The organism is Methylobacterium sp. 13MFTsu3.1M2 (assembly GCF_900112625.1).
Lineage (GTDB): Bacteria > Pseudomonadota > Alphaproteobacteria > Rhizobiales > Beijerinckiaceae > Methylobacterium.
The window spans coordinates 274,280-301,200 of sequence record NZ_FOMM01000002.1; the positions used below are offsets into that span (position 1 = coordinate 274,280).

Below are 26,921 nucleotides of genomic sequence, written 5' to 3' on the forward strand. Positions count from 1 at the left end.
ATCAATCCCGTGGTGGGGGAGTTCGGAGCGGCCGTGGCGCAGGAGCGCGTCGTCGTGATCGGTGCCGGGATCGGTGGCCTCGCCGCCGCCCTGCGGCTCGCCCATGTCGGCTTCGAGACGACAATCCTCGAGCGCGCGCCGCAGCCCGGCGGGAAGATGCGCGCCGTCCCGGTCGGGGACCGCGCCGTCGAGGCCGGTCCGACCGTCTTCACGATGCGCTGGGTTCTCGAGGAGCTGTTCGCCGAGTGCGGGGCGGATCTCGGCGACCGGGTCGCCCTGTCACCGGCAAGGCTCCTCGCCCGTCACGCCTGGAGCCGGGACGAGCGTCTCGACCTCTTCGCCGATATCGACGCGTCCGCGGACGCGATCGCGGCCTTCGCGGGACCGCGCGAGGCGGACGGCTACCGACGCTTCTGCGCCCGCTCCGCCGAGGTCTACCGCACCCTCGAAGGGCCCTTCATCCGCGAGGGCCGGACGGGTCCCGCCGGCCTCGCGCAGCGGGTCGGGCTCTCGGGCCTCGGCGATCTCTGGCGAATCCAGCCCTTCACGACGCTCTGGTCGGCGCTGGGGGCGTACTTTCGCGACCCGCGACTGCTCCAGCTGTTCGGCCGCTACGCCACCTATTGCGGCGCCTCGCCCTTCACGGCACCGGCGACGCTGATGCTCGTCGCCCACGTGGAGCAGGCCGGCGTCTGGACCGTCGCGGGAGGGCTCAGCGGCCTCGCGCGGGCGGTGGCCGATCTGGCGGCGGAGCGCGGCGCGACCTTCCGGTACGGCGCGGAGGTCGCGCAAATCCTCGCGGACGGCGGCCGCGTCACCGGCGTGCGCCTGAGCGACGGCACGACTGTGGCCGCCGACTACGTCGTCTGCAACGCGGACTGCGCGGCCCTGGGGGCGGGGCTGCTCGGGCCCGATGCGGCCGCCGCCGGCGAGCGGCTCGCGCCCGGCGAGCGCTCGCTCTCCGCGGTCACGCTCTGCGCGGAGGCGGTGCCGGCGGGTTTCCCGCTGGCGCACCACACGGTGTTCTTCTCGCGCGACTACCGGGCCGAGTTCGACGCGCTCCTGCGCGCCCGCCGCCTGCCCGACGACCCGACCGTCTACGTCTGTGCCCAGGACCGGGATGCGGCGGGCGCCGCGCCGCGGGGGCCGGAACGCCTGCTCCTGCTCGTCAACGCTCCGGCGGATGGCCGGGAGCGCCCCCTTCAGCCGCCGGAGATCGAGAGATGCGAGAGGAACCTGATCCGCCGGCTGGAGGCCTGCGGGCTCACCCTGGACTTCACGTCGTCGGCGGTCACGACGACGCCGCGGGACTTCGACGCCCTCTTCCCCGGGACGGGCGGAGCCCTCTACGGTCGGGCGGCACAGGGATGGGCGACGACCTTCAAGCGCGCGGGCGCGCGGACGGCGGTGCCGGGCCTCTATCTCGCGGGGGGCTCGATCCATCCCGGCCCGGGCGTGCCGATGGCGGCGCAGTCGGGGCGGCTGGCAGCGGCAGCGATCCTGGACGACCGCGATTCGATGGCGCGGTCGCGCGGGGCGGCTACGCGTGGTGGTACGTCGATGCGGTGAGCGACGACGGCCGCCAGGGCCTCACGATCATCGCCTTCATCGGCAGCGTGTTCTCGCCCTACTACGCCTGGAGCGCCGAGAAGGACCCCTTCGCCCACTGCGCCATGAACGTGGTGCTCTACGGCGACCGCGGCCGCTTCGCCATGACCGAGCGCCGCGCAACCAGCCTGTCGCGCAGCGCCGACCACATCGCCGTCGGACCCAGCGCCATGCACTGGGACGGCACGGCGCTGACGGTGCGGATCGATGAGCGCGGCGCGCCCCTGCCCCGGAGGATCCGCGGCACCGTGCGTCTCGAGCCGCGCGGGTTCACGGGCGGCCCGTTCCATCTCGACCGGGCCGGGCGCCACCGCTGGTGGCCGATGTCGCCGTCCTCGCGGGTGGAGGTCGATTTCGACGCGCCAGACCTTCGCTGGAGCGGGAGCGGCTACTTCGACACCAACGACGGCGACGAACCGCTGGAGGCCGCCTTCTCGCGGTGGACATGGTGCCGGGCCGACCTGCCGGACGGCGCGGCGATCCTCTACGACGTCCATCACCGCGACGGCGGCGGCCAGAACCTGTCGCTCCGGTTCTCCGCGGACGGCAGCCGCCGCGAGATCCGGCCGCCGCCCGGCGCGGCGCTCCCGGCGACGCGCTTCTGGCGGATGCCGCGCGAGACCCGCAGCGACGGCGGCCGCTCGCGGGTGCTCGCGACCTACGAGGACACGCCGTTCTACGCCCGCTCGCTGCTCGCCTCGACGCTGGGCGGCGAGCCGGTCCGGGCCATGCACGAGAGCCTGTCGCTCGACCGGTTCCGCAACCCGATGGTGCGACTCATGCTGCCCTTCCGGATCCCGCGGCCGCTGGCTCCGTGAGGGCCTCGGCGGCGCCCGTCCCGGATCGCCGTCGGCTCGGGGTGACGCTCCGCGGCATGACGCGCTCCGCGATGCAGGCGAAGGTCGCGATGCTCAGCACGAGGCCGAGGGGGAAGCCGGTCAGCGCGGCCGCCTCCCGGACGACCGCGAAGAGCGGCACCGCGCAGAGCAGGGCCCGCTCGCGCGGCCGCAGGCCGCCCGCGCGGTGCGCGGCGAGCGCCAGGAGGAGCACGGCCGGCACGAGCGGCGCCAGGTCGTAGACCGGGAGGTACGGTGACAGCAGCGGCGCCGAGACGAGGAGCGCGGCCGCGCGCAGCGTCGGGTCGGTGGGCCGGGACCAGGCGCGGAAGGCGAGGCCGAGCGCCAGTACGGCGACGAGACCCTGCGCCGTCCAGGCGGCGGCCATCGAGCCGCCGAGCAGGCGCACCGCGCCGAACGCGCTGGCGTTGAGGTTGAGGCTCGCCGCCGCGTTCTGCAGGATGATCCGGTTCGTGTCCCCGAGCGTGCCCAGGAAGCCGGTCCAGGGCGCCGTCCCGAACAGCGCCAGCGACGCGAGGCAGAGGGCCAGCACCGTCGACGCGCAGGCGGCCAGGCATTCGCGCCGTCCCGTCACGAGCAGGAGCAGGGGGGCGAGCGCCGCGAAGTGCGGCTTGTAGGCCAGCAGGCCGAAGCAGAGCCCGGCGAGCCACGGTCGGCGATCGACGAGCACCGCGCCGAGGGTCAGCAGCGACGCGGTGAACAGGCCGTTCTGGCCGTAGACGAGGTTGCAGAGCACGAGCGGGTGCGCGAGCGCGACGAGGGCCGCGTCCCGCCGGCCGGCCGCGACCCGCATCGCGAGCGCGAACAGGGCGAGGGAGAGCGCGGTCCAGAGCAGGTAGGCCGGCTGCAGATCCAGCAGTGCCATCGCGGCCGCCGGCAGGAGGAACACCGGGGGATAGTGCCACGCGAACCGGCACGCCTGCCCGCAGGCCGCCTTCAGGTTCGCCAGGTGCACCGGCAGGTCGTAGGGGTCCGCCCCCCGCCCCTCCAGCGCCGAGCGGCCCGCCACCCAGACTTGGACGAAGTCGTTGCCGAGGGGGTCGCCGTACCAGTTGCGCCGCGGGTCCGGGCCGGTCCCGTAGACGAGGAGGACCATGGCGAGGCCGAACGGCAGCAGCACCCAGGCCGCCCGCCTGCCGAAGGCGAACAGCCGGTCATCGCTGCTCAGGAGATGCGCGAGATCTGACCGGAGCGCGGCGGCGCGTGCTGTCGGTGAGCCCGGCACGCGGGTCTCGATGGGCGCTGGCATGACGGAGGATTTCCGCGTCCGGATTCCGCGGCAGCCTAGGCGCGCGCGGTTCCGGGCCCGTTAACAGGGGTGTTTGCGGCCCGGCCCGGCTTGTGCAAGAGGGCGGCGGCTGCGATCCTCGCGCCGTCAAACCGGGGCGATCACATCGATGCGACTGGACGAGGCGTCTCCGGCCCCGCGCGTCCTGATCTACAGCCACGACACCTTCGGGCTCGGCCATCTGCGCCGCTCGCGGGCGATCGCCAACGCGATCGTGGCGTGCAACCGCGGCGCCCGGGCGATGATCGTCTCGGGCTCCCCGGTGGTCGACCGCTTCGCCTTCGCGGCGGGCGTCCGGACGGTCAGGCTGCCGCCGGTGACCAAGTTCGCCGACGGCGGCTACGCGAGCCTCGACGGCGCGACCCCGCTGGCGCGCACCGTCGCGCAGCGTTCCGCGATCATCGCCCAGGCCTGCGACGCCTTTCGGCCCGACCTGATCATCGTCGACAAGGAACCGGCCGGCTTCCACGGCGAGTTGCTGCCGGTGCTGGAGAAGGCCGCGGCCCGCGACATCCGCCTCGTCCTGGGCCTGCGCGACGTCCTCGACGACGCCGACCGCCTCGTCCCCGAATGGGAGCGCAAGGGCGCGGCCGAGACGATGGTGCGTTTCTACGACGAGATCTGGGTGTACGGGCTGAGCCGGATCCACGAGCCCCTGGCGGCGCTGCCGATGGAGCCCGAGATGGCCGCCCGCATCGACGGGCGCCTGATCTACACCGGCTATCTCCGCCGCGACCTCCCGGAGCGCCGCGCCGGCCGCGAGGAGCCCCCGATCGCGAACGGCCCCTTCATCCTGGTGACGCCGGGCGGCGGCGGCGACGGGGCGGCCCTGATCGACTGGGTGATCGCCGCCTACGAGGCCGATCCCGCGATCCCCCTGCCCGCGCTCATCGCCTTCGGTCCCTTCCTCGATGCCGGCATCCGCGACGGGTTCATGGCGCGCATCCGCCGCCTCGGTGACCGGATCGCGGCCATCACCTTCGACAGCGAGATCGAGTTCCTGATGCGCAAGGCCGCCGGCGTCGTCGCAATGGGGGGCTACAACACGTTCTGCGAGATCCTGTCCTTCGACCGCCGGGCGATCCTCGTGCCCCGGACCGAGCCGCGGCGGGAACAGGCGATCCGGGCGCTGGCGGCCGAGCGGCTCGGCCTCGCGCGGGTGCTGATGGAGGCGGAAGGCCGGGCGCCCGGGCGCATGGCGGCGGCGCTCCGCGACCTGCCGGGACAGGACCCGCCGTCGCGGGTTCTGGTGCCGGGTCTCCTGGACGGCCTCGACGCGGTCGCGCGCCGCGTCCGGGCGCTGACCGCCCGCGGCGGCGCGGACGTCGCGGCCCGGCCGTACCTGCAGGCCTATTCGTGAGCGCCAAACGGGTCGCCGTGGTGCTGAAGGGCTATCCGCGGCTCTCCGAGACCTTCATCGCGCAGGAGTTGCTGGCGCTGGAACGGTGCGGACTGGCTCTCGAGATCTGGTCCCTCCGGCGCCCGACCGATCGGGCCCGCCATCCGATGCACGCGCAGATCCGCGCGGAGGCCGCCTACCTGCCCGAGTACCTGCGCGACGCGCCGCTGCGGGTGCTCCGAGGCCTCGGCGCCGCGCTCCGGCGGCCGAACCTGCCCGCGCTCCTGGCGCTGTTCGCCCGCGATCTCCGGCGCGATCCGACGGCGTCGCGGCTGCGGCGCCTCGGGCAGGCCTTGGTCCTCGCCCGGGAATTGCCGGCCGAGGTCGCCCATATCCACGTGCACTTCCTGCACACGCCGGCCAGCGTCGCCCGCTACGCCGCGCTCCTGACCGGGCGCCGGTGGAGCTTCTCGGCGCATGCCAAGGACATCTGGACCACGCCCGACTGGGAACTGGCCGAGAAGCTGCGCGACGCCGAATGGGGCGTGACCTGCACCCGTGACGGCCTCGCCCGGCTCGACAGCCTCGCCCCGGGCCGGACGCTCCTCGCCTATCACGGGCTCGATCTCGCCCGGTTCCCCGACGCGCCGCCGCCGCGCGAGCCGCGCGACGGGACGGACCCGGACCGCCCCCTCCGGCTCCTCTGTGTCGGCCGGCTCGTCGCCAAGAAGGGGCACGACGATCTCATCGACGCCCTCGCCGCCCTGCCCGCGCACCTGCACTGGCGGCTCGACCTGATCGGCAGTGGCGAGCGGCGCGAAGCCCTGGAGGCCCGGGTCGCTGCCTGCGGCCTGGCGGAGCGGGTCCGCTTCCGCGGCGCCCTGGCGCAGCCCGCGGTGATCGAGGCCATGCGCGCGGCGGACCTCTTCGTCCTGCCGACGAAGCCCGCCCCCGGCGGCGATCGCGACGGCCTGCCGAACGTGCTGATGGAGGCCGCGAGCCAGGCGCTGCCGATCCTGGCAACCGCCTTCGCCGGCACGCCGGAATTCATCACCGACGGTGTCCACGGCGTCCTGACGCCGCCCGGCGAGCCGGCGGCGCTGGCCGAGGCCCTGTCGCGTCTCGCGGGCGATCCGCGCCTCCGTCAGCGGCTCGGCGCGGCGGCCCTGGCCCGGCTCGTGCAGGACTTCTCCGCGGAAGCGGCGATCGCGCTGATCGCCGGCCGGCTGCGCGCGTCCGCGGGTCTGCCGCAGGGCGCGGCCGCCCGCGAATCGGAGTTGTCCGCGTGCGCGTCCTGATCGCGGTCACGCATCTGCTCGGCGCGGGGCACCTCACCCGCGCGGCCGCCATCGCCCGCGCCTTCGCGGCGGCCGACCACGAGACGATGCTGGTCTCGGGCGGCGTCCCGGCACCGATGGTCCGACAGGACGGGTTGCGCCGCGTGCAGCTGCCGCCGCTCCGGATCGCCGGCACGGACTTCTCGACGCTGCTGGATTCCGACGGACGCCCGGCCGGGCCGGCGCTCCTCGAACGCCGCCGGGCCCTGATGGTCGATACCCTGGCGGCCTTCGAGCCTGAGGCGGTGATCACCGAGCTGTTCCCGTTCGGCCGGCGCGCCCTGGCGGCCGAGTTCCTCGCCCTGGTGGACGCGGCCCGCGCCCGGCGGCCGCGCCCGCTCGTCCTCGCCTCCGTGCGCGACGTCCTCGTGGCCTCGACCAAGCCGGAGCGGATCGCCCAGGCGCACGCGCGTGTGGCGGACCTCTACGACGCCGTGCTGGTGCACGGCGACCCGGCCCTGATCCCCCTCGAGGCCTCGTGGCCCCTCGACGCGGCCACCGCCGCGAAGGTCCGCTACACCGGCTACGTGGACGAGGGGACCGTGCCCGCGCCGGCCTCGCGCCGCTCCGGCGTGGTGGTCGCCGCCGGATCCGGACCGGCCGGGCTGGTCCTGCTGCGCGCGGCCGCAGGCGCGGCCCGGCTTCGGCCGGATCTCGGCTGGCGGATCCTCGCCGGCCACGGCGTCCCCGAGGCCGAGCTGTCCGAGATCGGTCACGGTCTCGCGCCCGGCATCCTCGGTCGCGCCCAGCCGGACTATCGCGCGCTCCTGGCCGGCGCCGCCCTGTCGGTCAGCCAGTGCGGCTACAACACGGCCGTCGATCTCCTCGCCACCGGCACACCCGCTGTCCTCGTGCCCTTCGAGGCCGGCGGCGAGACCGAGCAGCGCCTGCGCGCCGAGCGCCTCGCCGCCCGGGGCCTCGCCCGGGTGCTGCCGGAATCGGAGCTGACGCCCGGGACCCTGGTGCAGGCCATCGCGTCGCGGGGCGTCCTCCCCGCGCCCGGCGATCCCGGGATCGATCGGGACGGCGCAGCGCGCACGGTCGCGCTGGTCGAATCCCTCCGCGGGGGCGAGCGATCCCGCCCCGTCCGGGCTAAGCCGGCCGAGCCGGCCCTCGACGCTCTCCGCCGTGCTCTCGACGCCGTCGCAGCGCGGGGCCTGCGCGTGCCGCTGTTCTGGCGCGACGACGACGCGGTCGCGGGCGGTCCGGACCTCGACCGCCTCATCGGTCTCGCCGAGCACCACGGCGTCCCGCTGCTCCTCGCCGCGATCCCGGCCGGCATCGACGCCTCGCTGCCGCGGCGGCTCGAAGCGGCTGCCGGTGTATCCGTCGCCGTCCACGGCCTCGCCCACCACAATCACGCCCCGCCGGGCGAGAAGCGGGCCGAGTTCGGCGCGCACCGCCCGCTCGACACCCTGGTCGCCGACGCCGCTGCCGGCCTCCGGATCGCCCGGCAGCGTCTGCCGGAAGGCTCGCTGCTGCCTGTCTTCGTGCCGCCGTGGAACCGCGTCGCGCCGGAACTCGCCGCCGCCCTGCCGGATCTCGGCTATCGCGGCCTCTCGGCCGTGCCCGGCCCGTCGATCCCGGGTTTGCGCCGGCTCGATGCCACCATCGATCCGATCGACTGGCGGGGCAGCCGGTCCCTGCGCGATCCGGAAGCCCTGCTGCGCGGCCTCGCCGCCGACATCGCGGGCGCGCCGGAGCGGCCGCTCGGCCTGCTGACGCACCACCGCGTCCACGACGAGGCCGTCTGGGACTTCGTTGGCGCGCTGGTGGCCAACCTCCTGCGGCACCCGGCGATACAGGTCGTGGATGTTCGGGCGCACTTCGGCGCGTCCGCGATGGACAAGGGGCCGGCGGCATCTAAGTCTCAGGTCTCACAGATCGCGAGGACGGGTTGAGCCCGCTATTGTCCATCCGCGACCTCGCGGTCGCGTTCCGCACGGAGAGCGGTCCGTTCGAGGCGCTGCACGGCCTGTCCCTCGACGTTCACCGCGGCCGCACCCTCGCCCTGGTCGGCGAGTCCGGTTCGGGCAAGTCGGTGACCGCCCAGGCGATTCTGCGGATCCTGCCGCCCTCCGCCGCCATCACCCGCGGTCAGATCCTGTTCCGGGACGGCGAGGTCGAGGCCGACATCGCGCGGCTCCCCTCCGAGGGCGAGGCGATGCGGGCGATCCGTGGCCAGCGCATCGCCATGATCTTCCAGGAGCCCATGACCTGCCTGTCACCGCTCCACACGGTGGGCGACCAGATCGGCGAGGCGCTGCGCATCCACACCGGGGCCGACCGCAAGGAGGCCGATGCCCGGACCGAGGGGGCGCTGGCCCGGGTCGGCTTCCCGGACCCGCACCGCGCCCTGCGGACCTACCCGTTCGAGCTGTCCGGCGGCCTGCGCCAGCGCGCCATGATCGCCATGGCGCTGATCCTGAAACCCGCCCTCCTCGTCGCCGACGAGCCGACCACCGCGCTCGACGTCACCACCCAGGCCCAGATCCTCGCCCTGCTGGCCCGGCTCCAGGAGGAGACCGGGATGGCGATCCTGCTGATCACCCACGACCTCGGCGTGGTCGCCAACATCGCCCACGACGTCGCCGTCCTCTACCGCGGACGCCTCGTCGAGGCGGGCCCGCGCGACACGGTGATGCGCGCGCCGGGCCACGCCTATCTCCGCGCGCTCCTCCACGCGGTGCCGCGCTTCGACATGGCGCCCGGCGAGCGGCTCACGCCGATCCGCCCGGCCAAGGCCGAGATCCCGCCCGGCCCGGCGCCCGCGCCCCTGGCCGGGCCGATCCTGCAGGTGGAGGGGGTGAGCAAGAGCTTCACGCTGCGCGCCGGTCGGCTGTGGCAGAAGCCGCGGATCGTCCACGCCGTGTCCGACGTCTCCTTGAGTTTGGCGGCGGGCCAGACGCTGGGGCTCGTCGGCGAGTCCGGGTCGGGCAAGACCACGGTCTCGAAGATGATCATGCGGGCGCTCCAGCCGGATTCCGGGCGGATCCTGTTCGACGACGGCAGCGGCCCGCGGGACGTCCACGGCCTGAGCGGCGACGCCCTCTTCGCCTATCGCCGCACGGTCCAGTTCGTGTTCCAGGACCCCTACGCGTCCCTCGATCCGCGCATGACCGTCCGGCAGATCCTGTCGGAGCCGATGGAGATCCACGGCGTCCCGGCGGCGGAGCGGCGGGAGCGCTGCCGCGCCCTGATGGCGATGGTCGGCCTGGAGCCCAGCGGTCTCGGCCGGTACCCGCACGCCTTCTCGGGCGGGCAGCGGCAGCGCATCGGGATCGCCCGGGCGCTCGCCCCGAAGCCGCGGCTGCTGGTGCTCGACGAGCCGGTCTCGGCCCTCGACGTCTCGGTCCAGGCGCAGATCCTGAACCTGCTCAAGGATCTCCAGGCCGCCCTGGGCCTCTCCTACCTCATCGTTTCCCACAATCTGGCAGTGATCGACTACATGGCGGACACGATCAGCGTGATGTGCCGGGGCCGCATCGTCGAGGAGGCGCCCCGCGCGGCCCTGTTCCGCCGGCCCGTCCATCCCTACACGCGGGCGCTGCTCGCCGCCGTGCCCGACCCGAGCCTGGACCATCCCCTCGACTTCGCGGCCGTCGCCTCCGACCGCAACGACCCGACCCGCTGGGAGGAGCCGTTCCGCCTGGCCCCCGACGAGGCCGGGGCGATGCGCCCGGTCGAGACCGGACACCGGGTGCGCTTCAGCGCCGCCCACAGCGCGGAGGCCGCGTGATGCAGGCCCGGCCGCCCGTGATGCTGGAGCGCCTGCGCCGCAAGGTGCTGTCGCCGTTCTTCGACCGCCTGGGCTACGACCTCGTCCCGGCCGCCCCCGACTGGACCCACCGGCCGACCTCGCCGCGCGAAGTCGCCACCCTGCTCGAATCGGCCGCCGCCATCCTGGAACGCGATCTCGCCGCCGCCGGCCTCGTCCCCGACGGCGACGTCCTGGAGCAGGTCCGGGCATTCTGGGCGCTGATACCCACCGCCCCCGTCCGGCAGCGGCGCGGCGGCAGCGGCTTCAACGGCGCGCTGCAGCTCTACGTCGCCATGCGGGCGCTGAAGCCCGACTACGTGATCGAATCGGGTGTCTTCCGCGGGCTCACGACCTGGGTGATCCGGCAGGCCCGCCCGCAGGCGCAGATCTTCTGCCACGATCCGGACCTGTCGGGCCTGCAGTACCGCGACCGGCAGGCCCGCTACAGCACGGCGGATTGGTCGACCGCCGACTGGTCCATGCTCGACCCGGCGCGGACGGTGGCGTTCTTCGACGACCACGTCGCCCAGGGCCGGCGGGTCGTGGAGGCGCGGGCGCGCGGTCTGACCCGGCTGCTGTTCGACGACGACGCGGCCGGGCACCGGATCCACGCCCATGGCGGCCCCGCGCACCCGACCATCGCGATGATCACCGGGCCCGAGCGCAGCCCGGAGCCGATCCGGTGGACGCGGAACGGCCGCCATTTCGAGCAGCCGGCCGACGACGCCCTGGTGCGGCAGGCCGCCGGGCTGATCGCACGGTCCCACGCCTTCGACGACCTGCACAGGGCGACCGGCTACTCGCCCGCCCGGCTCACCTCCGTGACGTTGCGGGGCAGCTCATGAAGGCCTGGGACATTCAGGACGGCACCCCGTCCGCTCTCCCGCTGCGGGGCGGGAACGACAGCACCGTGTCCCGCCGCGCCCTGCTCGCCGGGCTCGGCGCCAGCCTGATCTGGTCGCGCGCGCCGTCGCGGGCCTTCGCCGACACCCCGCCGGCCGACGCGCCCGGCCCGCCGACCACCCCCTACGTGGCCGACCTCGCCGCCCACGGACGCCGCCTCGGCAGCGCGGGCGGCACGATCCGCACCCTGATCGCCAAGGCGCGGGACGTCCGCTACCTGTCGGTCTACGGCTACACCCGCCTCGTCGGCTACGATGCCGACCTCAACCTGCGGCCCGACGTGCTGGAGCGCGTCGACGTGGAGGGCGGCCGCTTCACGTTCACGCTCCGCCAGGGCCACCGCTGGTCGGACGGGCACCCGTTCACCGCGGAGGATTTCCGCTACTACTGGGAGGATGTCGCCAACGAGAAGGCCCTGAGCCCCGACGGGCCCGCGGCCTTCTTCCGGGTCGACGGCAAGCTCCCGGAGGTGGAATTCCTCGATCCGGTCACCGTCCGCTACAGCTGGGACCGGCCGAACCCGATGTTCCTGCCGGCCCTGGCGGCGCCGCGCGACCCACTGATCTACCGGCCGTCGCACTATCTCAAGCCGTACCACGCCCGCTACGTCGGCAAGGAAGCGGCCGACGCGAAGGCCAAGGCGCTGAAGCTCCGCAGCTGGGCGGCCCTGCACAATCGCCTCGACGACAATTACGAGCTCAACAACCCGGACTGCCCGACCCTGCAGGGCTGGGTCCCGCGGACCCGCTCGCCGGCCACCCGGTTCCGGTTCGAGCGCAACCGCAGCTACCACCGGGTCGACACGGCCGGCACGCAGCTCCCCTACGTCGATTCCATCGTGATGGACGTGGCCTCGCAGGGCCTCCTGGTCGCCAAGACCAATGCCGGCGAGGCCGACCTGATGTTCCGCGGGCTGATGATGCCCGACATCCCGAGCCTCAAGGAGGGTGAGGCGGCGCATCGCTACCGCACCAACCTGTGGCCAGTGGCCCGCGGCTCGGAGATCGCGCTCTACCCGAACCTGACCACGACGGATCCGGCGTGGCGGCAGCTCAACCGCGACGTGCGTTACCGGCACGCCTTGTCGCTCGCCATCGATCGGCGCACCCTGAACAACACGCTCCTGTTCGGCCTGGGCACCGAGGGCAACGACACGATCGTGCCGGAGAGCGCGCTGTTCGAGCCCGAGATGCGGACCCTCAACGCCGCCTACGACCCGGCCCGGGCCGCCAAGCTTCTGGACGAGATCGGGCTGACGGCCCGCGACGGTTCCGGCACGCGGCTGCTCCCCGGCGGTCGCGCCCTGGAACTGGTGGTGGAGAGCGACGGCGAGGCCGAGATGGTCCTCGACGCGCTGCTGCTCATCACGGAGTTCTGGCGCGAGGTCGGGATCCGCCTGATCACCAAGCCGCAGGAGCGCACGAACCTGCACCGGCGCTCGATCGCGGGCGTGACCGTCATGGTCGCCGCCCAGGGCCTCGACCTTGCCGTCCCGACCGCGATCATGCCCCCGACCGAGCTGAGCCCGGCCCAGCCGGAGCATTATTCCTGGCCGCTGTGGAGCATGAACGTCGAGAGCCGCGGCAAGAGCGGCGAGCCCTGCGACGTCCCTGAGGTCCAGCGCCTCATCGAGCTCGACCGGGAGTGGCGCCACACCGACGATGCCGGCCGGCAGGCCGCGATCTGGCGCGAGATGCTGATGAACCACGCGCACAACACCTGGGTGATCGGCACGGTGGCGGGCGCGCTCCAGCCGGTGGTCGGCGCCGATCGCCTGATCAACCTCCCGAAGCGCGCCCTCTATTCCTGGGAGCCCACCGCGATGATCGGCGTGCAGCGCCTCGACGAGCTGTTCTGGGACAAGGGCACCGAAACCGGCGCCGACAAGCGCGCGGAGGCCCGGTGATCGTCCAGATCCTCCGCCGCGTCGTCACGATGGCGGTGACGCTGCTGGTCATCTCGGCGCTCGTCTTCGTGATCATCAAGCTGCCGCCGGGCGACTACCTGACCAACCGGATCATGGAGCTGCGGGCCACCGGCGACGCGAGCTCCGTGGCGAAGGCGGAGCTGCTCATCAAGCAGTACGGGCTCGATCGCCCGGTCTGGCAGCAGTACCTGATGTGGATCGGCGTGCTGCCCGGATCGGTCGGGTTCTCCGGGCTGCTCCAGGGCGACTGGGGCTGGTCGTTCGAGTACGACAAGCCGGTGGCGGACGTCGTCGGCGACGCCCTGTGGCTGACCCTGCTGATCAACCTCACGGCGGTGGTGTTCGTCCACCTCGTGGCGATCCCGGCGGCGATCTACTCCGCGACGCACCGGAACACGCTCGGCGACGCCGTCGTCACCCTGCTGGGCTATGTCGGCCTCGCGGTGCCGGGCTTCCTGCTCGCCCTGATCCTGCTGTTCTACGCCAACCGGTGGTTCGGGCTTTCGATCGGCGGCCTCTACGATTCGGCCCTCACCAACCAGCCCTGGACCTGGGAGAAGGTCCGCTCGCTCATGGCGCACCTGATCGTGCCGACGCTGGTGATCGGCCTCGGCGGCACCGCGGCCATGATCCGGCGCATGCGCGCCAACCTGCTCGACGAGCTGGCCAAGCCCTACACGGTGACCGCTCGCGCCAAGGGTCTGCCGCCCCTGCAGGCGCTGCTGAAATACCCGTTCCGGATGTCGCTCAACCCGTTCGTCGCGGATATCGGCAACCTGCTCCCGCACCTCGTCTCGGGGTCGGTGCTGGTCTCCCTGGTGCTCAGCCTGCCGACCGTCGGGCCGCTGCTCCTCGAGGCCCTGCGCAGCCAGGACCAGTTCATGGCCGGGTTCATCCTGATGTTCGTCGCGGCCCTCACCCTCGTCGGCATGCTGATCTCGGACCTGATCCTGGTCTGGCTCGATCCGCGCATCCGCATGGGCCTGCGATGACTCGCCCCGCGATGACCGACGCGCTGCCCGCATCCGGACACTTCGTCGATCCGGCGCCCTTCGAGGCGGAGGCCCGGACCGAGAGCCCGGTCGCCACGGCCTCCGCGTGGCGGCTCATCCTCCGCAAGTTCCTGCGCCACCGCCTCGCCGTGGCCTCGGCCCTGATCCTGCTCGCGCTCTACGCGACCGTGCCGTTCGTCGAGCAGCTCGCGCCCTACGGACAGGCCCGCCGCAACGGCGACTTCCTCTACGCGCCGCCACAGGGCGTGCACCTGTTCCACGAGGGCCGCTTCGTCGGCCCGTTCGTCTATCCCTACCGGGCCCATCTCGACCTCGACACGTTCCGCCGGGACTACAAGGTGGACGCCGCCGCCCCGCAGCCGCTGCGCTTCCTCTGCCGGGGCGACGGCTACGACTGGCTGGGGCTCGTCCGCACCGACCTGCACCTCGTCTGCCCGCCGGAGAACGGCACGCTGTTCCTCCTCGGCACCGACAAGCTCGGGCGCGACCTGTTCTCGCGCATGATCTACGGGGCCCGGATCTCCCTCACCATCGGCCTCGTGGGCGTCGCCATCTCGTTCGCGCTCGGGCTCTTCTTCGGCGGCATCGCGGGCTATTTCGGCGGCGTCGTCGATGCCGGGGTGCAGCGGCTGATCGAGGTAGTGCGCTCCCTGCCGGAGCTGCCGCTCTGGCTCGCCCTGTCGGCGGCGCTGCCGCCGAACTGGAGCCCGCTGCTGATCTTCTTCGGCATCACGGTGATCCTCGGCCTGCTCGACTGGCCGGGGCTCGCGCGGGCGGTGCGCGGGAAGCTCCTGGCGCTGCGGGAGGAGGATTTCGTCCAGGCCGCCGAGCTGATGGGCGCCTCGCCGACCCGGGTGATCGGCCGCCACCTGATCCCGAACTTTATGAGCCACCTGATCGCGTCGGCGACGCTGTCGATCCCGACCATGATCCTCGGCGAGACCGCCCTGTCGTTCCTGGGCCTCGGACTCAGACCGCCGGTGACCAGCTGGGGCGTGCTGCTCAACGAGGCGCAGAATCTCGCGGCGGTGCAGCTCTACCCCTGGCTGCTGCTGCCGGTCCTGCCCGTGCTGGTGACGGTGCTCGCCTTCAACTTCATGGGCGACGGCCTGCGCGACGCTGCCGATCCGTACCACTGACGGGCGCGCGCCGCGCCGTGTGCCTACCCGGCGAGCGGCAGCGGCGCGATCCGCGTCGGGGCGGCGACGCCCTTGCGCTCGAGGAGGCCCGGCGGCGGCACCGGGGCGTCGATGGTGCAGACCACGCCGGTCGGCTCGTAGCTCAGCACCACCTCGCCGGCGAGCTCGCGCGCCAGACTGCGCTCGATCAGGCGTGATCCGAATCCGGTCCGCGTCGGCTTCTTCACCGGCGGGCCGCCGCGCTCGGACCAGCGGAGCGAGAGCTGCATCTCGTCCAGGCGCCGCACCGTCCAGGCGATCTCGACCGTGCCGCCCTCGGTCGAGAGCGCGCCGTACTTCACGGCGTTCGTGCCGAGCTCGTGCAGGGCCATGGCGATGGACAGCGCGAGCCGCGGCGGCAGCCGCAGGGCCGGTCCCTGAACCTGGAACCGCGAGGCCCGGCCGTCGCCGGCCTCCAGCGGCCGGATCGCGTCCGCCACGACGGCGGAGAGTTCCGCTCCCTCCCAGCTCTCCCGGGTCAGCACGTCGTGGACCCGCGCCAGGGCGAGGAGCCGTGCCTCGAAGGCGGCGCGCGCCGCGTCGGCCTCGGCGCCTTCCAGCCCGCGCAGCGACTGGGCCGCGATCGACTGCACCGTCGCCAGGGTGTTCTTCACCCGGTGATTCAACTCGTGGATCAGGAGCAGGAGGTGCTCCTCGGCGTTCTTCGTGTCGGTGATGTCGATGTTGCAGCCGGTGTAGCCCAGGAAGTTCTGGGCGTCGTCGAGCCGCGGCACGCCCTCGCACTGGAGCCAGCGCACCGCGCCCGTCCGGTCGATCACCCGCGCCTCCGTGCGGAACGGGATCCGGGCGTCGAACGCCTCCGTGAAGGCGCTGCGGAAATTCTCCAGGTCGTCGGGATGCACGATCTGGTGCCAGCCGTCGTCGTTGAACCGTGCGGCCGGCAGCCCGAACAGGTGCTCGAAATGGAGGTTGGCGAAGCTGACCGCACCGGTCTCGTCGGTCATCCAGATCAGGGCCGGCGCCGAATCGGCCATGTGCCGGAAGCGCGCCTCGGACTCGCTCAGGGCGCTCAGGCCGCGCTTGGTCTCGGCGAGCGCCCGGTCGCGCTCCTCCTCCCGGGTGCGCAGCCGGAGAGACGCCTCCGACAGCACGACGCCGAGCCGCTGGATCTCGTGGACCGGCGACGACACGCGCGGGATCGCCTCGCCCCGGGCCAGGGCAGGCCCCGAAGCGGCCAGCAGCCGGAGGGGGCGCGAGACCCGCGACCAGAGGTTCACCGCCAGGAGCGACGAGGTGGCCAGCACCAGCAGGCCGAAGCCCGCGAAGGCCCAGATCCAGCGCCGCACCCGCGCGTCGACGAGGGCCTGCGGGATGCTGGTCGCGACCATCCAGCCGGTGAGCCGCGAGCGCGCCTCGATGACCACCACCGGCTTGTGCTGGCGATCCTGGCCTTCCCAGACCCCGGGCGTCGACGACTGCACCTGGCGAAGGCTGGCGAGGCGCTGCTTGCCGACCACCGCCTCGGGATCGGGCAGGCGCGCCAGGACGATGCCCGACCTGTCGCTGATCCCCGTCGTCCAGCCCGGGACGACCTCCCGGGACAGGATGCCCTGCAGGCGCGACAGGGGGACGGTGAAGCTCAGGATATAGCCGACCTCGCCGTCGACCATCACGGGCACGCCGACCGCGTAGGTGGCCTCGCTCGGCGTCGGGCCCGGCACGTAGCCGCTCACCATGGCGCGCTGCGTCCCGCGGGCCAGATCCTGGTCGAAGGGTAGCGTCACGACCGGCATCGGCGCGCCGCGCGGCACGCCGGTATTCACCATCTCCTGCCCGTTGGGTCGGCGCAGGAGCACGTCCAGGTCGATCGATTCGCGGACGAGGCGCGCCTGGGCGTCGAACGCCTCGAAGTCGCCCTGCCGGATCCGCGGTGAGGTCGCCAGAGTCTGCAGCACCGACACGAGACCGGCGGTGTCGCGGTCCAGGGACAGGCCGATGCCGCGCACGTTCTCGCGGGCGTCCTGCTCGAACCGTGCCCGCTCGGCGGAGGCGTAGCGCATCAGCAGGATGCTGGTGAACAGCAGGCCGGGGCCGATCAGCGCGATCACCAGCGCGATCAGGTAGACCTGGGTCGAGAAGCCGTTTCGCCCGAAGCGGTGCAGCCGCCGCGACAGCCAGGAACGGCGCGCGGGAATCACCGCGGGGACGCCCGCGCCCTCGGCGTGATGGTCCGGACTCAAGCGGGGTCCGTCCCCGGCCCGCGGTGCCACGCGGGCTCGTCGCCGTTCCCTCGCCTCATGACCGGTCGATATGACCGAGATCGCGTGTCGGGTCGAGGTGGTCGCGCACGCGCTGCTTCAGCGCCTTCACGTCCGGGAAACCGCCGTCGCGCACCCGTTCCCACAGGAGCACCCCGTCCAGTTGGATGTTGAAAGCGCCCCCCGTGGCCGGGACGAGGGCGACCTCGCCCAGATCATCGCGAAACGTCGAGAGGAGTTCCTGCGCCATCCAGGCGGAGCGCAGCAGCCAGTTGCATTGGGTGCAGTACGTGATCGCGACGCGCGGCCGTCCTGGCCTCGCCGCGCCCTCCACCGTCACGTCGCTGCCGGGCTTCGCGCCCGCTGGCCCATCGTGCATGCCCGCACAGCGCACCGGGCCGGCGCCCTTGTCAACCTCACGCACGCGCACGTCGGCGTGCCCCGGGCCGGCGACGGCGGCGCTCAGCCGAGTGCGGTGCGTATCTGGACGCCTGCTCGAACGCTCGTCCGGCTGTCGGCCAACATCGCCGGCCGCGCTTGACGTCGCGGCCCGCCGCGCTCTAGAAGGCCCGCCACCGGGTCGCGACGCCCCCACGGGCGAGCGGCGATGGCGTGCGCTCAGGCGGCACGCCGGTACGGACGGTTAGCACAGCGGTAGTGCGTTCCCTTCACACGGGAAAGGTCGCAGGTTCGATCCCTGCACCGTCCACCATCATCCCCTATCCCCCGAAGGTCTGATCCCGCGGCTCCCCGCGTCGGTTTGCCACCCGAAAAGCGCGTGCTAAGGGCGCTCGATCGGTGAACGCATAAGCTTGGACCCGGCCCGATCCGGGTCGCAGGTCACAGGCAGGGGAAGGGCGGGAACAGCCATGAAGGACATCCTCGACAAGCTCGAAGAGCGGCGGGCGCAGGCCCGGCTCGGCGGCGGTGAGAAGCGCGTCGAGGCCCAGCACAAGCGCGGCAAGCTGACGGCGCGCGAGCGCATCGAACTCCTCCTCGACCACGGGTCGTTCGAGGAGTTCGACATGTTCGTGCAGCACCGCTCCACCGATTTCGGCATGGAGAAGCAGAAGATCCCCGGCGACGGCGTCGTGACCGGCTGGGGCACGATCAACGGCCGCACGGTCTTCCTCTTCTCGAAGGACTTCACGGTGTTCGGCGGCTCGCTGTCCGAGGCGCATGCCCAGAAGATCGTGAAGGTTCAGGACATGGCGCTGAAGATGCGCGCCCCGATCATCGGTATCTTCGACGCCGGCGGCGCGCGCATCCAGGAGGGCGTCGCGGCGCTCGGCGGCTACGGCGAGGTGTTCCGCCGCAACGTCATGGCCTCGGGCGTCATCCCGCAGATCTCGGTGATCATGGGTCCCTGCGCGGGCGGCGACGTCTACTCGCCGGCCATGACCGACTTCATCTTCATGGTTCGCGACACGAGCTACATGTTCGTGACCGGCCCCGACGTGGTGAAGACCGTCACCAACGAGGTCGTGACCGCCGAGGAACTCGGCGGCGCCAAGGTCCACACCACCAAGTCGTCGATCGCCGACGGGTCCTTCGAGAACGACGTCGAGGCGATCCTCCAGATCCGCCGCCTCCTCGACTTCCTTCCGGCGAACAACATCGACGGCGTGCCGGAGCTGGAGAGCTTCGACGACGTCAACCGGATCGACGCCTCCCTCGACACGCTGATCCCCGACAACCCGAACAAGCCCTACGACATGGGCGAGCTGATCCGCCACGTGGTGGACGAGGGCGACTTCTTCGAGATCCAGTCCGCCTACGCGCGCAACATCATCACCGGGTTCGGCCGGATCGAGGGCCGGACCGTCGGCTTCGTGGCCAACCAGCCGCTGGTGCTCGCGGGCGTGCTCGATTCGGACGCCTCGCGGAAAGCCGCGCGCTTCGTGCGCTACTGCGACGCCTTCGGCATCCCGATCGTCACCTTCGTGGACGTGCCGGGCTTCCTGCCGGGCACGGCGCAGGAATACGGCGGCCTGATCAAGCACGGCGCCAAGCTGCTCTTCGCCTACTCGCAGGCGACGGTGCCGCTGGTCACGATCATCACCCGCAAGGCTTTCGGCGGCGCCTACGACGTCATGGCGTCGAAGCACGTCGGCGCGGACGTGAACTACGCGTGGCCGACGGCGCAGATCGCCGTGATGGGCGCGAAGGGCGCGGTCGAGATCATCTTCCGCAGCGAGATCGGCGACCCGGAGAAGATCGCGGCGCGCACCGGCGAGTACGAGGACCGGTTCCTCTCGCCCTTCGTGGCGGCCGAGCGCGGCTACATCGACGAGGTGATCATGCCGCACTCGACCCGCCGCCGGATCGCCAAGGCCCTCGGGATGCTCCGCACCAAGAAGATGGAGCAGCCCTGGAAGAAGCACGACAACATCCCGCTCTGAGGCGGGCGCACGGGCCGGCGGCCGCGCCGCCGCCGGTCTCAGCTGCGGTTGCTGTTCTCGATCACCGCGCACAGCGTCAGCGGACCCTTGTCGGGCGACACCATCGCCGAGCAGGTGACCCGGGCCCCGCCGAGATCGACGTTGCTGTGCCTGAGCTTCGTGGCCGTCGCCTGGGCCCGGTGCGCGGCCTCGGTGATCACGGCGGCATCGATGCCGGTCACCGCGTGCCCGGCCTGCCCGAACAGGTCGTAGTAGTGGTCGGGCGGGTTCGCGCCGCGAAACTGCGCGCCTACAGAGGACAGGTTTGGCCCGCCGCAGGCCAGCGTCAGGGTCATGTCTGGACCGGCCGTGAAGCTCGCGTAGTCGCTCCGGCGCTCGGCCGTCTTGGCCGCCGTCTCGGCCGTGACCTTGTCGACCAGCGCGTCGCAGGACTGTGCCCGGACGGGGCCGGCGCCGGCCGAGAGGGCGGTGAAGACGAGGAGAGGCAGGAGCGCGCGCATGCCCGCGAGGTAGCGCGGCGGTCCGGAAAGGCGAGCGGCGCGGCGTTCCGGCGCGCGTCGCCCCACCCCGATGCGGATCAGGCGGATTCGCCTCGTCCCCTGACCAGGACGGGTCCCTCGCCGACGAGGAGGCGCCGCTTGAGGCGGGCGATGCCCTCGCGCTGCAACTCGCTGGGCGGGGAATGCGCGCTGGCCACCTGGGTCAGCATCGCGATCAGCTCGCCCCGCTCGGACACCGTCAGCGCGTCTCGCAGCAGCGGCGCCAGGGCGTCGGCGACTTGCGAGAACGGGAGACGCGCCTGCGTGTAGCCCCAGGCCCGCTCGAAGGCGGCCGAGATCCGATCCACCTCGAGCGGACGCTCCATGTATTCGAGGATCCGCGTCTTCTCGCTGGCGGTGAGGGGGCTGCCGGTCCGGACCAGCTGGATCATCAGGATCACCGCCGCCAGGCGCGGGTCGCGGACGCGCTGCAACGGCGTCCCCACGAGGTTCTGGAAGGTCGAGACGGCGCGGCGCTGAAGCCCCTTCGTGTCCCGGTTGACCTCCTGCAGGCCCTTGACGGTCCCGTGCGTCCGCAAGATCCAGAACAGTCCCGCGACGATGATCCCGATGAGGCCGAGCAGGATCGGCATGAACGTCCCCAGATCGAATCGACGCGGGACGCTCTCACGCACATCTCGGTGTGTCAAACCCGCGTCAATGCCTGCGAATGACCGCTGTGACTTGCGGGATCGCGCGCGCAGGCGACACATCCATTGCGCGCGACCCGGATCTACTTCACCGATGCGGCGACCGTCGGCATCCGCGTGACGCGCTCGCGCGCTCAGCTGGCGGTCGCGGACGCGTCCGACGTGCCGAGTTCGAGGAGGACGATCTCCGGCGGGACGCCCATCCGCACCGGGATCCGGCTCATCCCGAAACCGCCCGAGACGATCATGTGGCGGCCGTCCTGAACGATGTGGCCGTAGGAGTAATCGTGGCCGCGCACCTTCCGGATGGCGGGGGCGTGGCCGAACAGCCGGACCTGGCCGCCATGGGTGTGGCCGGCGAGGGTCAGCGAGACGCGGTCGGGCACGGAGACGAAGATGTCGGGTTCGTGGGCCATCAGGATCACGGGCGCCGAGTCCGTGACCGCTCGCAGCGTTCGCGGCAGGTCGGCCAGGCTGAACGTGCTCCACGCGTTGAGGAACGGCAGCTGGTCGCCGAGCCCGGCCAGCCAGAACGGCCGCCCGTCCTTCACCAGGCGCACGGCCTGATTCTCCAGGACCGGGATGCCCTGCGCCTCCAGCAGGCGCCGGACCGCCGGAACGCCGCGGCCGGCCCGCTGGACGGCGTGGTCGTCCCACCAATCGTGGTTGCCGAGGATCGCGTGCGTGCCCAGGGGCGCCTTCAGCTCGGTCATCATCCGGGCGAACTGGTCGAGCGGCAGCTTGCGCCACGCGATGCGCCCGGCCGGGTAGTCGCCGAGCAGCAGGACCAGATCGGGCGCGAGGGCGTTGGTGGCCGCGACGATCTCCGACACCCGGTCGAACGGCATGTACGGCTCGCAGATGTGGAAATCCGCCAGCACCGCCACCCGCAGGCGCAGCGCCGGATCCCAGCGCGGCAGGGACGGCGCGTAGGACGTGACCACGAGCCGGTGCAGCGGCTCGACGTCGAAGGCGTAGACGCCCGTCGCGGCGGTGAGGCCGGCGCCCACGCCGAGCCCGGTCAGGAACTGCCGGCGGCTCGGCATGATCAGCATCGCGATAAGACCTGTAGGCTCCAGAACCCGCCGGGGTTCCGCTAGGCGCGCAGTCCGGCGAAAGCGGGGCGCCCCGCCTTCACGGCCGCGAGACCCTGGCCCGAAACCGGTTGACGGAATGTGGCCTGCCGCCGCGCTCGGTCTATAAGGCAGTGTCTCGTCCAGCGAAGCGATCCGGAACAGATGTTGAACCGCCCCCTGCGCATCGGCACCCGCGGCTCTCCGATGGCGCTCGCGCAGACCGGGATGGTGCGCGACCGGATCGTGGCGGCCAATCCGGGCCTCGAGACCGAGCTGGTGGTCGTGACCACCGTGGCCGACAAGATCCTGGACCGGCCCCTGTCCGAAATCGGCGGCAAGGGCCTGTTCACCAAGGAGCTGGAACAGGCCCTGTTCGCCGGCGAGGTCGACGTCGCCGTGCATTCGATGAAGGACGTGGAGACCTGGCTCCCCGACGGCCTCACCATCGCCTGCATCCTCGCGCGCGACGACCCGCGGGACGCGTTCCTGTCGCCGCACGCCGACGGACTGGCGGGGCTGCCGGCCGGCGCCCGGGTCGGGACCTCGTCGCTCCGCCGCGGCGCGCAGGTGCTGATGCGGCGGCCCGATCTCCGAGTGGTCCCGCTGCGGGGCAACGCCAACACCCGGATGCGCAAGCTCGAGGCCGGCGAGTGCGACGCGACGCTCCTCGCCATCGCGGGCCTGGAGCGCCTCGGCCTGGAGAGCATGGCGCGCAGCGTCCTGTCGGTCGAGGAGATGCTGCCGGCCGTGGCGCAGGGCGCCCTGGGCATCGAGTGCCGCTCGGACGACGCGGCGATCCGCGACCTCCTGGCGCCCATCGCCTGCGCGCGGACCACCATCGCGGTCTCGGCCGAGCGGGCGCTGCTCGCGGAACTCGACGGGTCCTGCCGGACGCCCATCGCCGCGCTGGCGCAGATCGACGGGGACACTCTGCGGATCGACGGGCTGCTCTTCCTGCCCGACGGCAGCCGCCACTGGGCGGCGTCCCGGCAGGGGCCCGTCGCGGAGGCGGAGCGGATCGGCCGCGAGGCGGGCGCGGCCCTCAAGGCGGCGGCCGGCGACACCTATACCCGCCACCTCCAGTGAGGGCCGGCCGATGCCGCCCGTGACTGTGGTCGACGTCTTCACGCACGCCGGCACGGGCGGCAATCCCTGTCCCGTCGTCTCCGACGCGCGGGCCCTCGACGCGGAGGCCATGCGGGGCGTCGCCCGGCGGTACGGCCACGAATCGGGCTTCGCGCTGCCGGCCGATGACCCGGCCCACGATCTGCACCTCCGCTTCTTCGTGCCGAACCACGAGATGGAGATGTGCGCCCACGCCACGATCGGCGTCCTGTGGGTGCTAGCCCGCGAGGGGCGCCTGCCGGAGGGGTCGGTCCGCATCGCCACCGGCAGCGGTTCCGTAACGGGGTTCGTCAGCCCGCGCGGCGCGGATGCTTGGAGCGTCGCGATCACGCAGTCGGTCGGCCGCGTGCGGCCCCTGACGGACGAGCAGAGCGCCGCAGCCCAAGCGGCGCTCGGAATCGGGCGCGACGCCCTCGCTGCGCGGCCGGTCCACAACGCTGTGACGTCCCGGATCAAGACGCTCGTGCCGATGCGCGACGCGGCGGCGCTGAACGCCCTCGCGCCCGCCAGCGATGCCGTCGAGGCTGCCTGCACGCGGATCGGGTCGACCGGCCTCTATCCCTACGCCGTGCTGGACGGCCCGGCCCGGCTGTTCGAGGCGCGGCAGTTTCCCCGCGCCTCCGGCTATCCCGAGGACGCCGCCACGGGCATCGCGGCCGCAGCCCTGGCCTTCGGGCTGTTGCAGGACGGCCTCATCGAGCCGGACGACCGTCCGATCCGGATCCTGCAGGGTCGGGCTATGGGCCGCCTGTCCGAGATCCGGGTGCGGCTCGGCTTCGTGGACGGCCGCCCGGTCGGGTGCCTGCTGGAGGGCGACGTCGCGCTCGCCGAATCCGCCGACCGCGTGACCGCGACGGATGAGGGCGGCCGGATCGCGGGGTAGTGGCTCACCGCGCCGTCACGGCCCGGAGGCCGCCGTCGGTAACCGTGGCCTCAATCCACCTTGCCGTCCCGGTCGCGGCGGATGCTGCGGCGGACCGCGATGAGCTGCCAGACCCCGACACCCAGCGCCAGGGCGAAGACGAGTCCGATATCGAGGGCGGCGAACAGCCCGTCGCGCACCGAGGAGCCTCCGCCGCGTCGATCAGGACGGTGCGGAGCGGCCGAACGCCTCGCGCTCGCGCATCCGCTCGATCAGGTCGAGGACGTGCACGACCCGGCCGCCGACGTCCCACCAGGGCCGCAGCGCCGGGCGCGCGCGCATCGGCAGGACCGGCTCGGCCGCCACGGCCTCGATCAGGAACGCCGTCTCGGGAAGCGGGGCCGCGCCGAGGCCGGCGGCGTCCGCGGGCGTTCGGATCGCGCGGACGATCAGGGCGAGCTTCCGCGCCGTCGTGACCCGGGCGCGGTGGCGGACCGAATCGTAGCCCTGCGCCGCGACGACCCGGCCGATCTCGGCGTAGATCAGCCCCGCCGCCCGGATCGAGGGCCGGCAGCCGCGTGGCAGCACCGCGATGCCCGCCTCGGCGCGCGCGTAGAGGCTGTCCGCCTCGGCGAGGAGGCGGGCAACCACGCCGGCCAGCGCCGGGCTCGGCCGCGGATCGGCGAGGAACGCGTCCGGATCGAGCCCCGCCTCCCGCATCCAGTCCAGCGGCAGGTAGAGGCGGCCCATCCGCGCGTCCTCGCCGACGTCGCGCGCGATGTTGGTGAGCTGCATCGCGGCGCCGAGATCGCAGGCGCGGGCCAGCGCGTCGGGACAGCGGGTCCCCATGATCAGGGCCATCATCGCCCCGACCGAGCCCGCGACCCGGGCAGCGTAGGCGTGGAGCGCCCCGAGATCGGCGTAGCGCCGGCCCTCGGCGTCCCAGGCGAAGCCCTCGATCAGCGCGCGCGGCAGCGCTTCCGGAATCGCGTGGGCCGCGACGATCTCCGCGAAGGCGCGGTCCGCCGGGGCGTCGCCGGGACGGCCCGCATAGGCCTGGCCGATCCGGGCCTCGAGACGCGCCACGGCGCCGCGCCGGTCGGCCGGGCTCGCCGCATCGTCGACGAGATCGTCGGACAGCCGGCAGAAGGCGTAGAGGCCGTAAGCCGCCTCGCGCATGTCGGCCGGCAGCAGCTGGCCGGCCGCGAAGAAGCTCTTCGAGCCGGCCCGGATCGCCATCCGGCAGGCGGTCCGGTCGGCCGCGGCGGCGAATTCAGGCGGTAACGCGGGCATCGGGGACCACGCTGTCGAGGATGCGGGCGGAGGACAGCACCCCGGGGAGGCCGGCCCCCGGATGCGTGCCGGCCCCCACGAGGTAGAGGTTGCGGACTGCGCTCGACCGGTTGTGCGGACGGAACCAGGCCGATTGCGTCAGCACCGGCTCCAGGCCGAATCCGGAGCCCCGGTAGCTCAGGAAATCGTCCTGGAAATCCAGCGGCGTCGTCACCTTCGAGGTCACGATGGCCTCCGACAGGCCGGGCATCACGCTCGCCTCGAGCAGGGCGGCGATCCGGCGCCGGTACGGTTCGGCGAGGGTCTGCCAATCCTGGCCGCCGGCGAGGTTCGGCACCGGGGCCAGCACGTAGAAGGCGTCGCATCCCGGTGGGGCGAGACTCGGATCGGTGGCGGTCGGACGATGCAGGTAGAGGCTCGCGTCCTCGGCCAGCACCTTGCGGTCGAAGATGTCGGCGAGCAGGCCGCGGTATCGGGGCCCGAGCAGGATCGTGTGGTGATCCACCGCCGGGTAGCGCCGCTTGGTGCCGAAGTACCAGACGAACAGTCCCATCGACGAGCGGGCCCGCTGGAACCGCCCCGGGCTCCAGCGCTGCGCCTCCGGAAGCAGGCGCGCGTGCGTCACGGCCGAATCGGCGTTGGACACCACGACGTCGGCCGCGATCGTCTCGCCGCCGGTCAGGTCGACGCCGGTGGCCGCCCCCGCCTCGACCCGGATGCGCGCGACCTCGACGCCGAGGCGCAGGCGGCCGCCCTGCGACCGGATCAGCCGCACCAGCCCGTCGACCAGCTGTCCCGTACCGCCCATCGCGAAGTGAACGCCCCAGCGCCGCTCGAGGTCGGCGATCAGGCAGTAGATGGCGCTGGCCCGGAACGGGTTGCCGCCGATCAGGAGCGGATGGAAGCTGAAGACCGTGCGCAGCCGCTCGTCGCGGATGAAGCGCGCCACCACGTCGTGCACCGAGCGGTGTCCCGAGAGGCGCAGCAGGTCGGGCGCGATCTTGAGCATCGCGCCGACGCTGCCGAACGGCACGTGTCCGAGCTGCTCGAACCCGATCCGGCAGACGGCGCGGCTGTGCGCCATGAAGCGCTCGTACCCCGCGACGTCGTCCGGCGCGAAGCGGGCCACCTCGGCGCGCATCCGGTCCACGTCGCCGCTGTAGGCGAAGGACGTGCCGTCGGCGAAGCGGATCCGGTAGAACGGATCCATCGGCACCAGCGTCACGTCGTCGGCGAGCCTGCGGCCGGCCAGCTGCCACAACTCCTCGAAGAGCTGGGGCGCGGTGACGATGGTCGGACCGGCGTCGAAGGTGAAGCCGTCCTGCCGGTGGACGCGGGCCCGTCCCCCGGGCTGCGCGAGGCGCTCCAGCACGGTGACCCGATAGCCGCGCGCGCCCAGCCGGACCGCCGCGGCGAGGCCGCCGAAGCCCGAGCCGACCACGACGGCGTGCGGGCGCCGATCGATCTCTTGCGCAACCCGATGGTCGACCGCGAGTGTCAGCATTGCTTGACACTATCGCGGTCCTTTCCCGCCGCGCAAGGACG

The 26,921-nt window shown here is 72.8% G+C and carries 22 protein-coding genes and 1 tRNA gene; 14 read left to right on the forward strand and 9 right to left on the reverse strand.

Annotated elements, in window-relative coordinates; all coding sequences use genetic code 11:
• The first annotated feature begins 33 nt into the window (after positions 1-33).
• Together crtD and BM314_RS01345 are read left to right on the forward strand one after the other, a co-directional pair.
• Entirely contained in the window at positions 34-1,569 is a 1,536-nt protein-coding gene (crtD, locus tag BM314_RS01340; protein ID WP_091976671.1) for a 1-hydroxycarotenoid 3,4-desaturase CrtD, read from the forward strand.
• The gene (locus BM314_RS01345) at positions 1,566-2,426 is read left to right on the forward strand and encodes a carotenoid 1,2-hydratase (protein ID WP_091976546.1); all 861 of its coding nucleotides are present in this window, start codon (positions 1,566-1,568) and stop codon (positions 2,424-2,426) included. Before crtD ends, BM314_RS01345 begins: the two co-directional genes overlap by 4 nt.
• Here BM314_RS01345 and BM314_RS01350 read toward each other — a convergent pair.
• Positions 2,386-3,714: a glycosyltransferase family 87 protein gene (locus BM314_RS01350; protein ID WP_091976547.1), complete on the reverse strand. Its 1,329-nt coding sequence runs from the start codon at positions 3,712-3,714 to the stop codon at positions 2,386-2,388. The two genes, BM314_RS01345 and BM314_RS01350, sit on opposite strands and share 41 nt — an antisense overlap.
• Positions 3,715-3,862: 148 nt before the next feature.
• On the opposite strand from BM314_RS01350, the gene BM314_RS01355 reads away from it, so the two are divergent.
• The 8 genes from BM314_RS01355 to BM314_RS01390 are packed head-to-tail and all read left to right on the forward strand — an operon-like array spanning position 3,863 to position 15,171.
• Positions 3,863-5,113 (forward strand): glycosyltransferase family protein, encoded by a 1,251-nt coding sequence (locus BM314_RS01355; RefSeq protein WP_091976549.1) that lies wholly within the window; start codon positions 3,863-3,865, stop codon positions 5,111-5,113.
• Positions 5,110-6,390, forward strand: a complete 1,281-nt coding sequence (locus BM314_RS01360; protein WP_091976550.1) for a glycosyltransferase family 4 protein — start codon at positions 5,110-5,112, stop codon at positions 6,388-6,390. The genes BM314_RS01355 and BM314_RS01360 overlap by 4 nt, the downstream gene beginning before the upstream one ends.
• A complete protein-coding gene (locus BM314_RS01365; protein ID WP_091976552.1) occupies positions 6,378-8,330 on the forward strand; it encodes a glycosyltransferase in 1,953 nt (650 codons plus the stop codon). The genes BM314_RS01360 and BM314_RS01365 overlap by 13 nt, the downstream gene beginning before the upstream one ends.
• Positions 8,327-10,168: an ABC transporter ATP-binding protein gene (locus tag BM314_RS01370; protein WP_091976554.1), complete on the forward strand. Its 1,842-nt coding sequence runs from the start codon at positions 8,327-8,329 to the stop codon at positions 10,166-10,168. Before BM314_RS01365 ends, BM314_RS01370 begins: the two co-directional genes overlap by 4 nt.
• Positions 10,168-11,034: a hypothetical protein gene (locus BM314_RS01375; RefSeq protein ID WP_056528623.1), complete on the forward strand. Its 867-nt coding sequence runs from the start codon at positions 10,168-10,170 to the stop codon at positions 11,032-11,034. The genes BM314_RS01370 and BM314_RS01375 overlap by 1 nt, the downstream gene beginning before the upstream one ends.
• Positions 11,031-12,998 carry an ABC transporter substrate-binding protein gene (locus BM314_RS01380; RefSeq protein WP_091976556.1) on the forward strand — a complete coding sequence of 656 codons (1,968 nt, stop codon included), beginning with the start codon at positions 11,031-11,033 and terminating at the stop codon, positions 12,996-12,998. Before BM314_RS01375 ends, BM314_RS01380 begins: the two co-directional genes overlap by 4 nt.
• Positions 12,995-14,011 (forward strand): ABC transporter permease, encoded by a 1,017-nt coding sequence (locus BM314_RS01385; protein ID WP_020091976.1) that lies wholly within the window; start codon positions 12,995-12,997, stop codon positions 14,009-14,011. The genes BM314_RS01380 and BM314_RS01385 overlap by 4 nt, the downstream gene beginning before the upstream one ends.
• 11 nt (positions 14,012-14,022) lie before the next feature.
• Positions 14,023-15,171, forward strand: coding sequence for an ABC transporter permease (locus BM314_RS01390; RefSeq protein ID WP_091976558.1), 1,149 nt, complete (start codon positions 14,023-14,025; stop codon positions 15,169-15,171).
• 23 nt (positions 15,172-15,194) lie between these two features.
• On the opposite strand, the gene BM314_RS01395 is transcribed toward BM314_RS01390, so the two are convergent.
• Both BM314_RS01395 and BM314_RS01400 read right to left on the reverse strand, forming a co-directional pair.
• Positions 15,195-17,411: a sensor histidine kinase gene (locus tag BM314_RS01395; RefSeq protein WP_091976559.1), complete on the reverse strand. Its 2,217-nt coding sequence runs from the start codon at positions 17,409-17,411 to the stop codon at positions 15,195-15,197.
• Between the two features lie 55 nt (positions 17,412-17,466).
• A complete protein-coding gene (locus BM314_RS01400) occupies positions 17,467-17,808 on the reverse strand; it encodes an Rdx family protein (protein ID WP_234082982.1) in 342 nt (113 codons plus the stop codon).
• 258 nt (positions 17,809-18,066) lie between these two features.
• Between BM314_RS01400 and BM314_RS01405 the strand changes: the two genes are divergently transcribed.
• Both BM314_RS01405 and BM314_RS01410 read left to right on the forward strand, forming a co-directional pair.
• Positions 18,067-18,141 (forward strand) — tRNA-Val (locus BM314_RS01405).
• A 157-nt stretch (positions 18,142-18,298) separates the two neighbouring features.
• Positions 18,299-19,831 carry an acyl-CoA carboxylase subunit beta gene (locus BM314_RS01410; RefSeq protein WP_091976561.1) on the forward strand — a complete coding sequence of 511 codons (1,533 nt, stop codon included), beginning with the start codon at positions 18,299-18,301 and terminating at the stop codon, positions 19,829-19,831.
• A gap of 38 nt (positions 19,832-19,869) precedes the next feature.
• On the opposite strand, the gene BM314_RS01415 is transcribed toward BM314_RS01410, so the two are convergent.
• The 3 genes from BM314_RS01415 to BM314_RS01425 all read right to left on the reverse strand — a co-directional run bounded on the left by BM314_RS01415 (position 19,870) and on the right by BM314_RS01425 (position 22,075).
• Positions 19,870-20,331, reverse strand: coding sequence for an ABC transporter ATPase (locus BM314_RS01415; protein ID WP_091976563.1), 462 nt, complete (start codon positions 20,329-20,331; stop codon positions 19,870-19,872).
• Positions 20,332-20,408: 77 nt separating this feature from the next.
• On the reverse strand, positions 20,409-20,963 hold the full coding sequence (locus BM314_RS01420; protein ID WP_091976565.1) for a tellurite resistance TerB family protein: 555 nt from the start codon (positions 20,961-20,963) through the stop codon (positions 20,409-20,411).
• 191 nt (positions 20,964-21,154) lie between these two features.
• Positions 21,155-22,075 carry a metallophosphoesterase gene (locus BM314_RS01425; RefSeq protein ID WP_091976566.1) on the reverse strand — a complete coding sequence of 307 codons (921 nt, stop codon included), beginning with the start codon at positions 22,073-22,075 and terminating at the stop codon, positions 21,155-21,157.
• Positions 22,076-22,258: 183 nt separating this feature from the next.
• Here BM314_RS01425 and hemC point away from each other — a divergent pair, with 183 nt between their 5' ends.
• Together hemC and BM314_RS01435 are read left to right on the forward strand one after the other, a co-directional pair.
• Positions 22,259-23,182, forward strand: a complete 924-nt coding sequence (hemC, locus tag BM314_RS01430) for a hydroxymethylbilane synthase (RefSeq protein ID WP_020091968.1) — start codon at positions 22,259-22,261, stop codon at positions 23,180-23,182.
• 10 nt (positions 23,183-23,192) lie between these two features.
• Positions 23,193-24,104 carry a PhzF family phenazine biosynthesis protein gene (locus tag BM314_RS01435; protein WP_091976568.1) on the forward strand — a complete coding sequence of 304 codons (912 nt, stop codon included), beginning with the start codon at positions 23,193-23,195 and terminating at the stop codon, positions 24,102-24,104.
• A 50-nt stretch (positions 24,105-24,154) separates the two neighbouring features.
• On the opposite strand, the gene BM314_RS31225 is transcribed toward BM314_RS01435, so the two are convergent.
• Genes BM314_RS31225 through BM314_RS01445 form a run of 3 tightly spaced genes read right to left on the reverse strand, consistent with a single transcriptional unit; the run spans position 24,155 to position 26,880 of the window.
• Positions 24,155-24,283 (reverse strand): hypothetical protein, encoded by a 129-nt coding sequence (locus BM314_RS31225; protein ID WP_280141588.1) that lies wholly within the window; start codon positions 24,281-24,283, stop codon positions 24,155-24,157.
• Positions 24,284-24,305: 22 nt separating this feature from the next.
• Positions 24,306-25,376: a phytoene/squalene synthase family protein gene (locus BM314_RS01440; protein WP_091976569.1), complete on the reverse strand. Its 1,071-nt coding sequence runs from the start codon at positions 25,374-25,376 to the stop codon at positions 24,306-24,308.
• Positions 25,357-26,880, reverse strand: a complete 1,524-nt coding sequence (locus BM314_RS01445) for a phytoene desaturase (RefSeq protein ID WP_091976571.1) — start codon at positions 26,878-26,880, stop codon at positions 25,357-25,359. Before BM314_RS01445 ends, BM314_RS01440 begins: the two co-directional genes overlap by 20 nt.
• Positions 26,881-26,921: the final 41 nt, after the last annotated feature.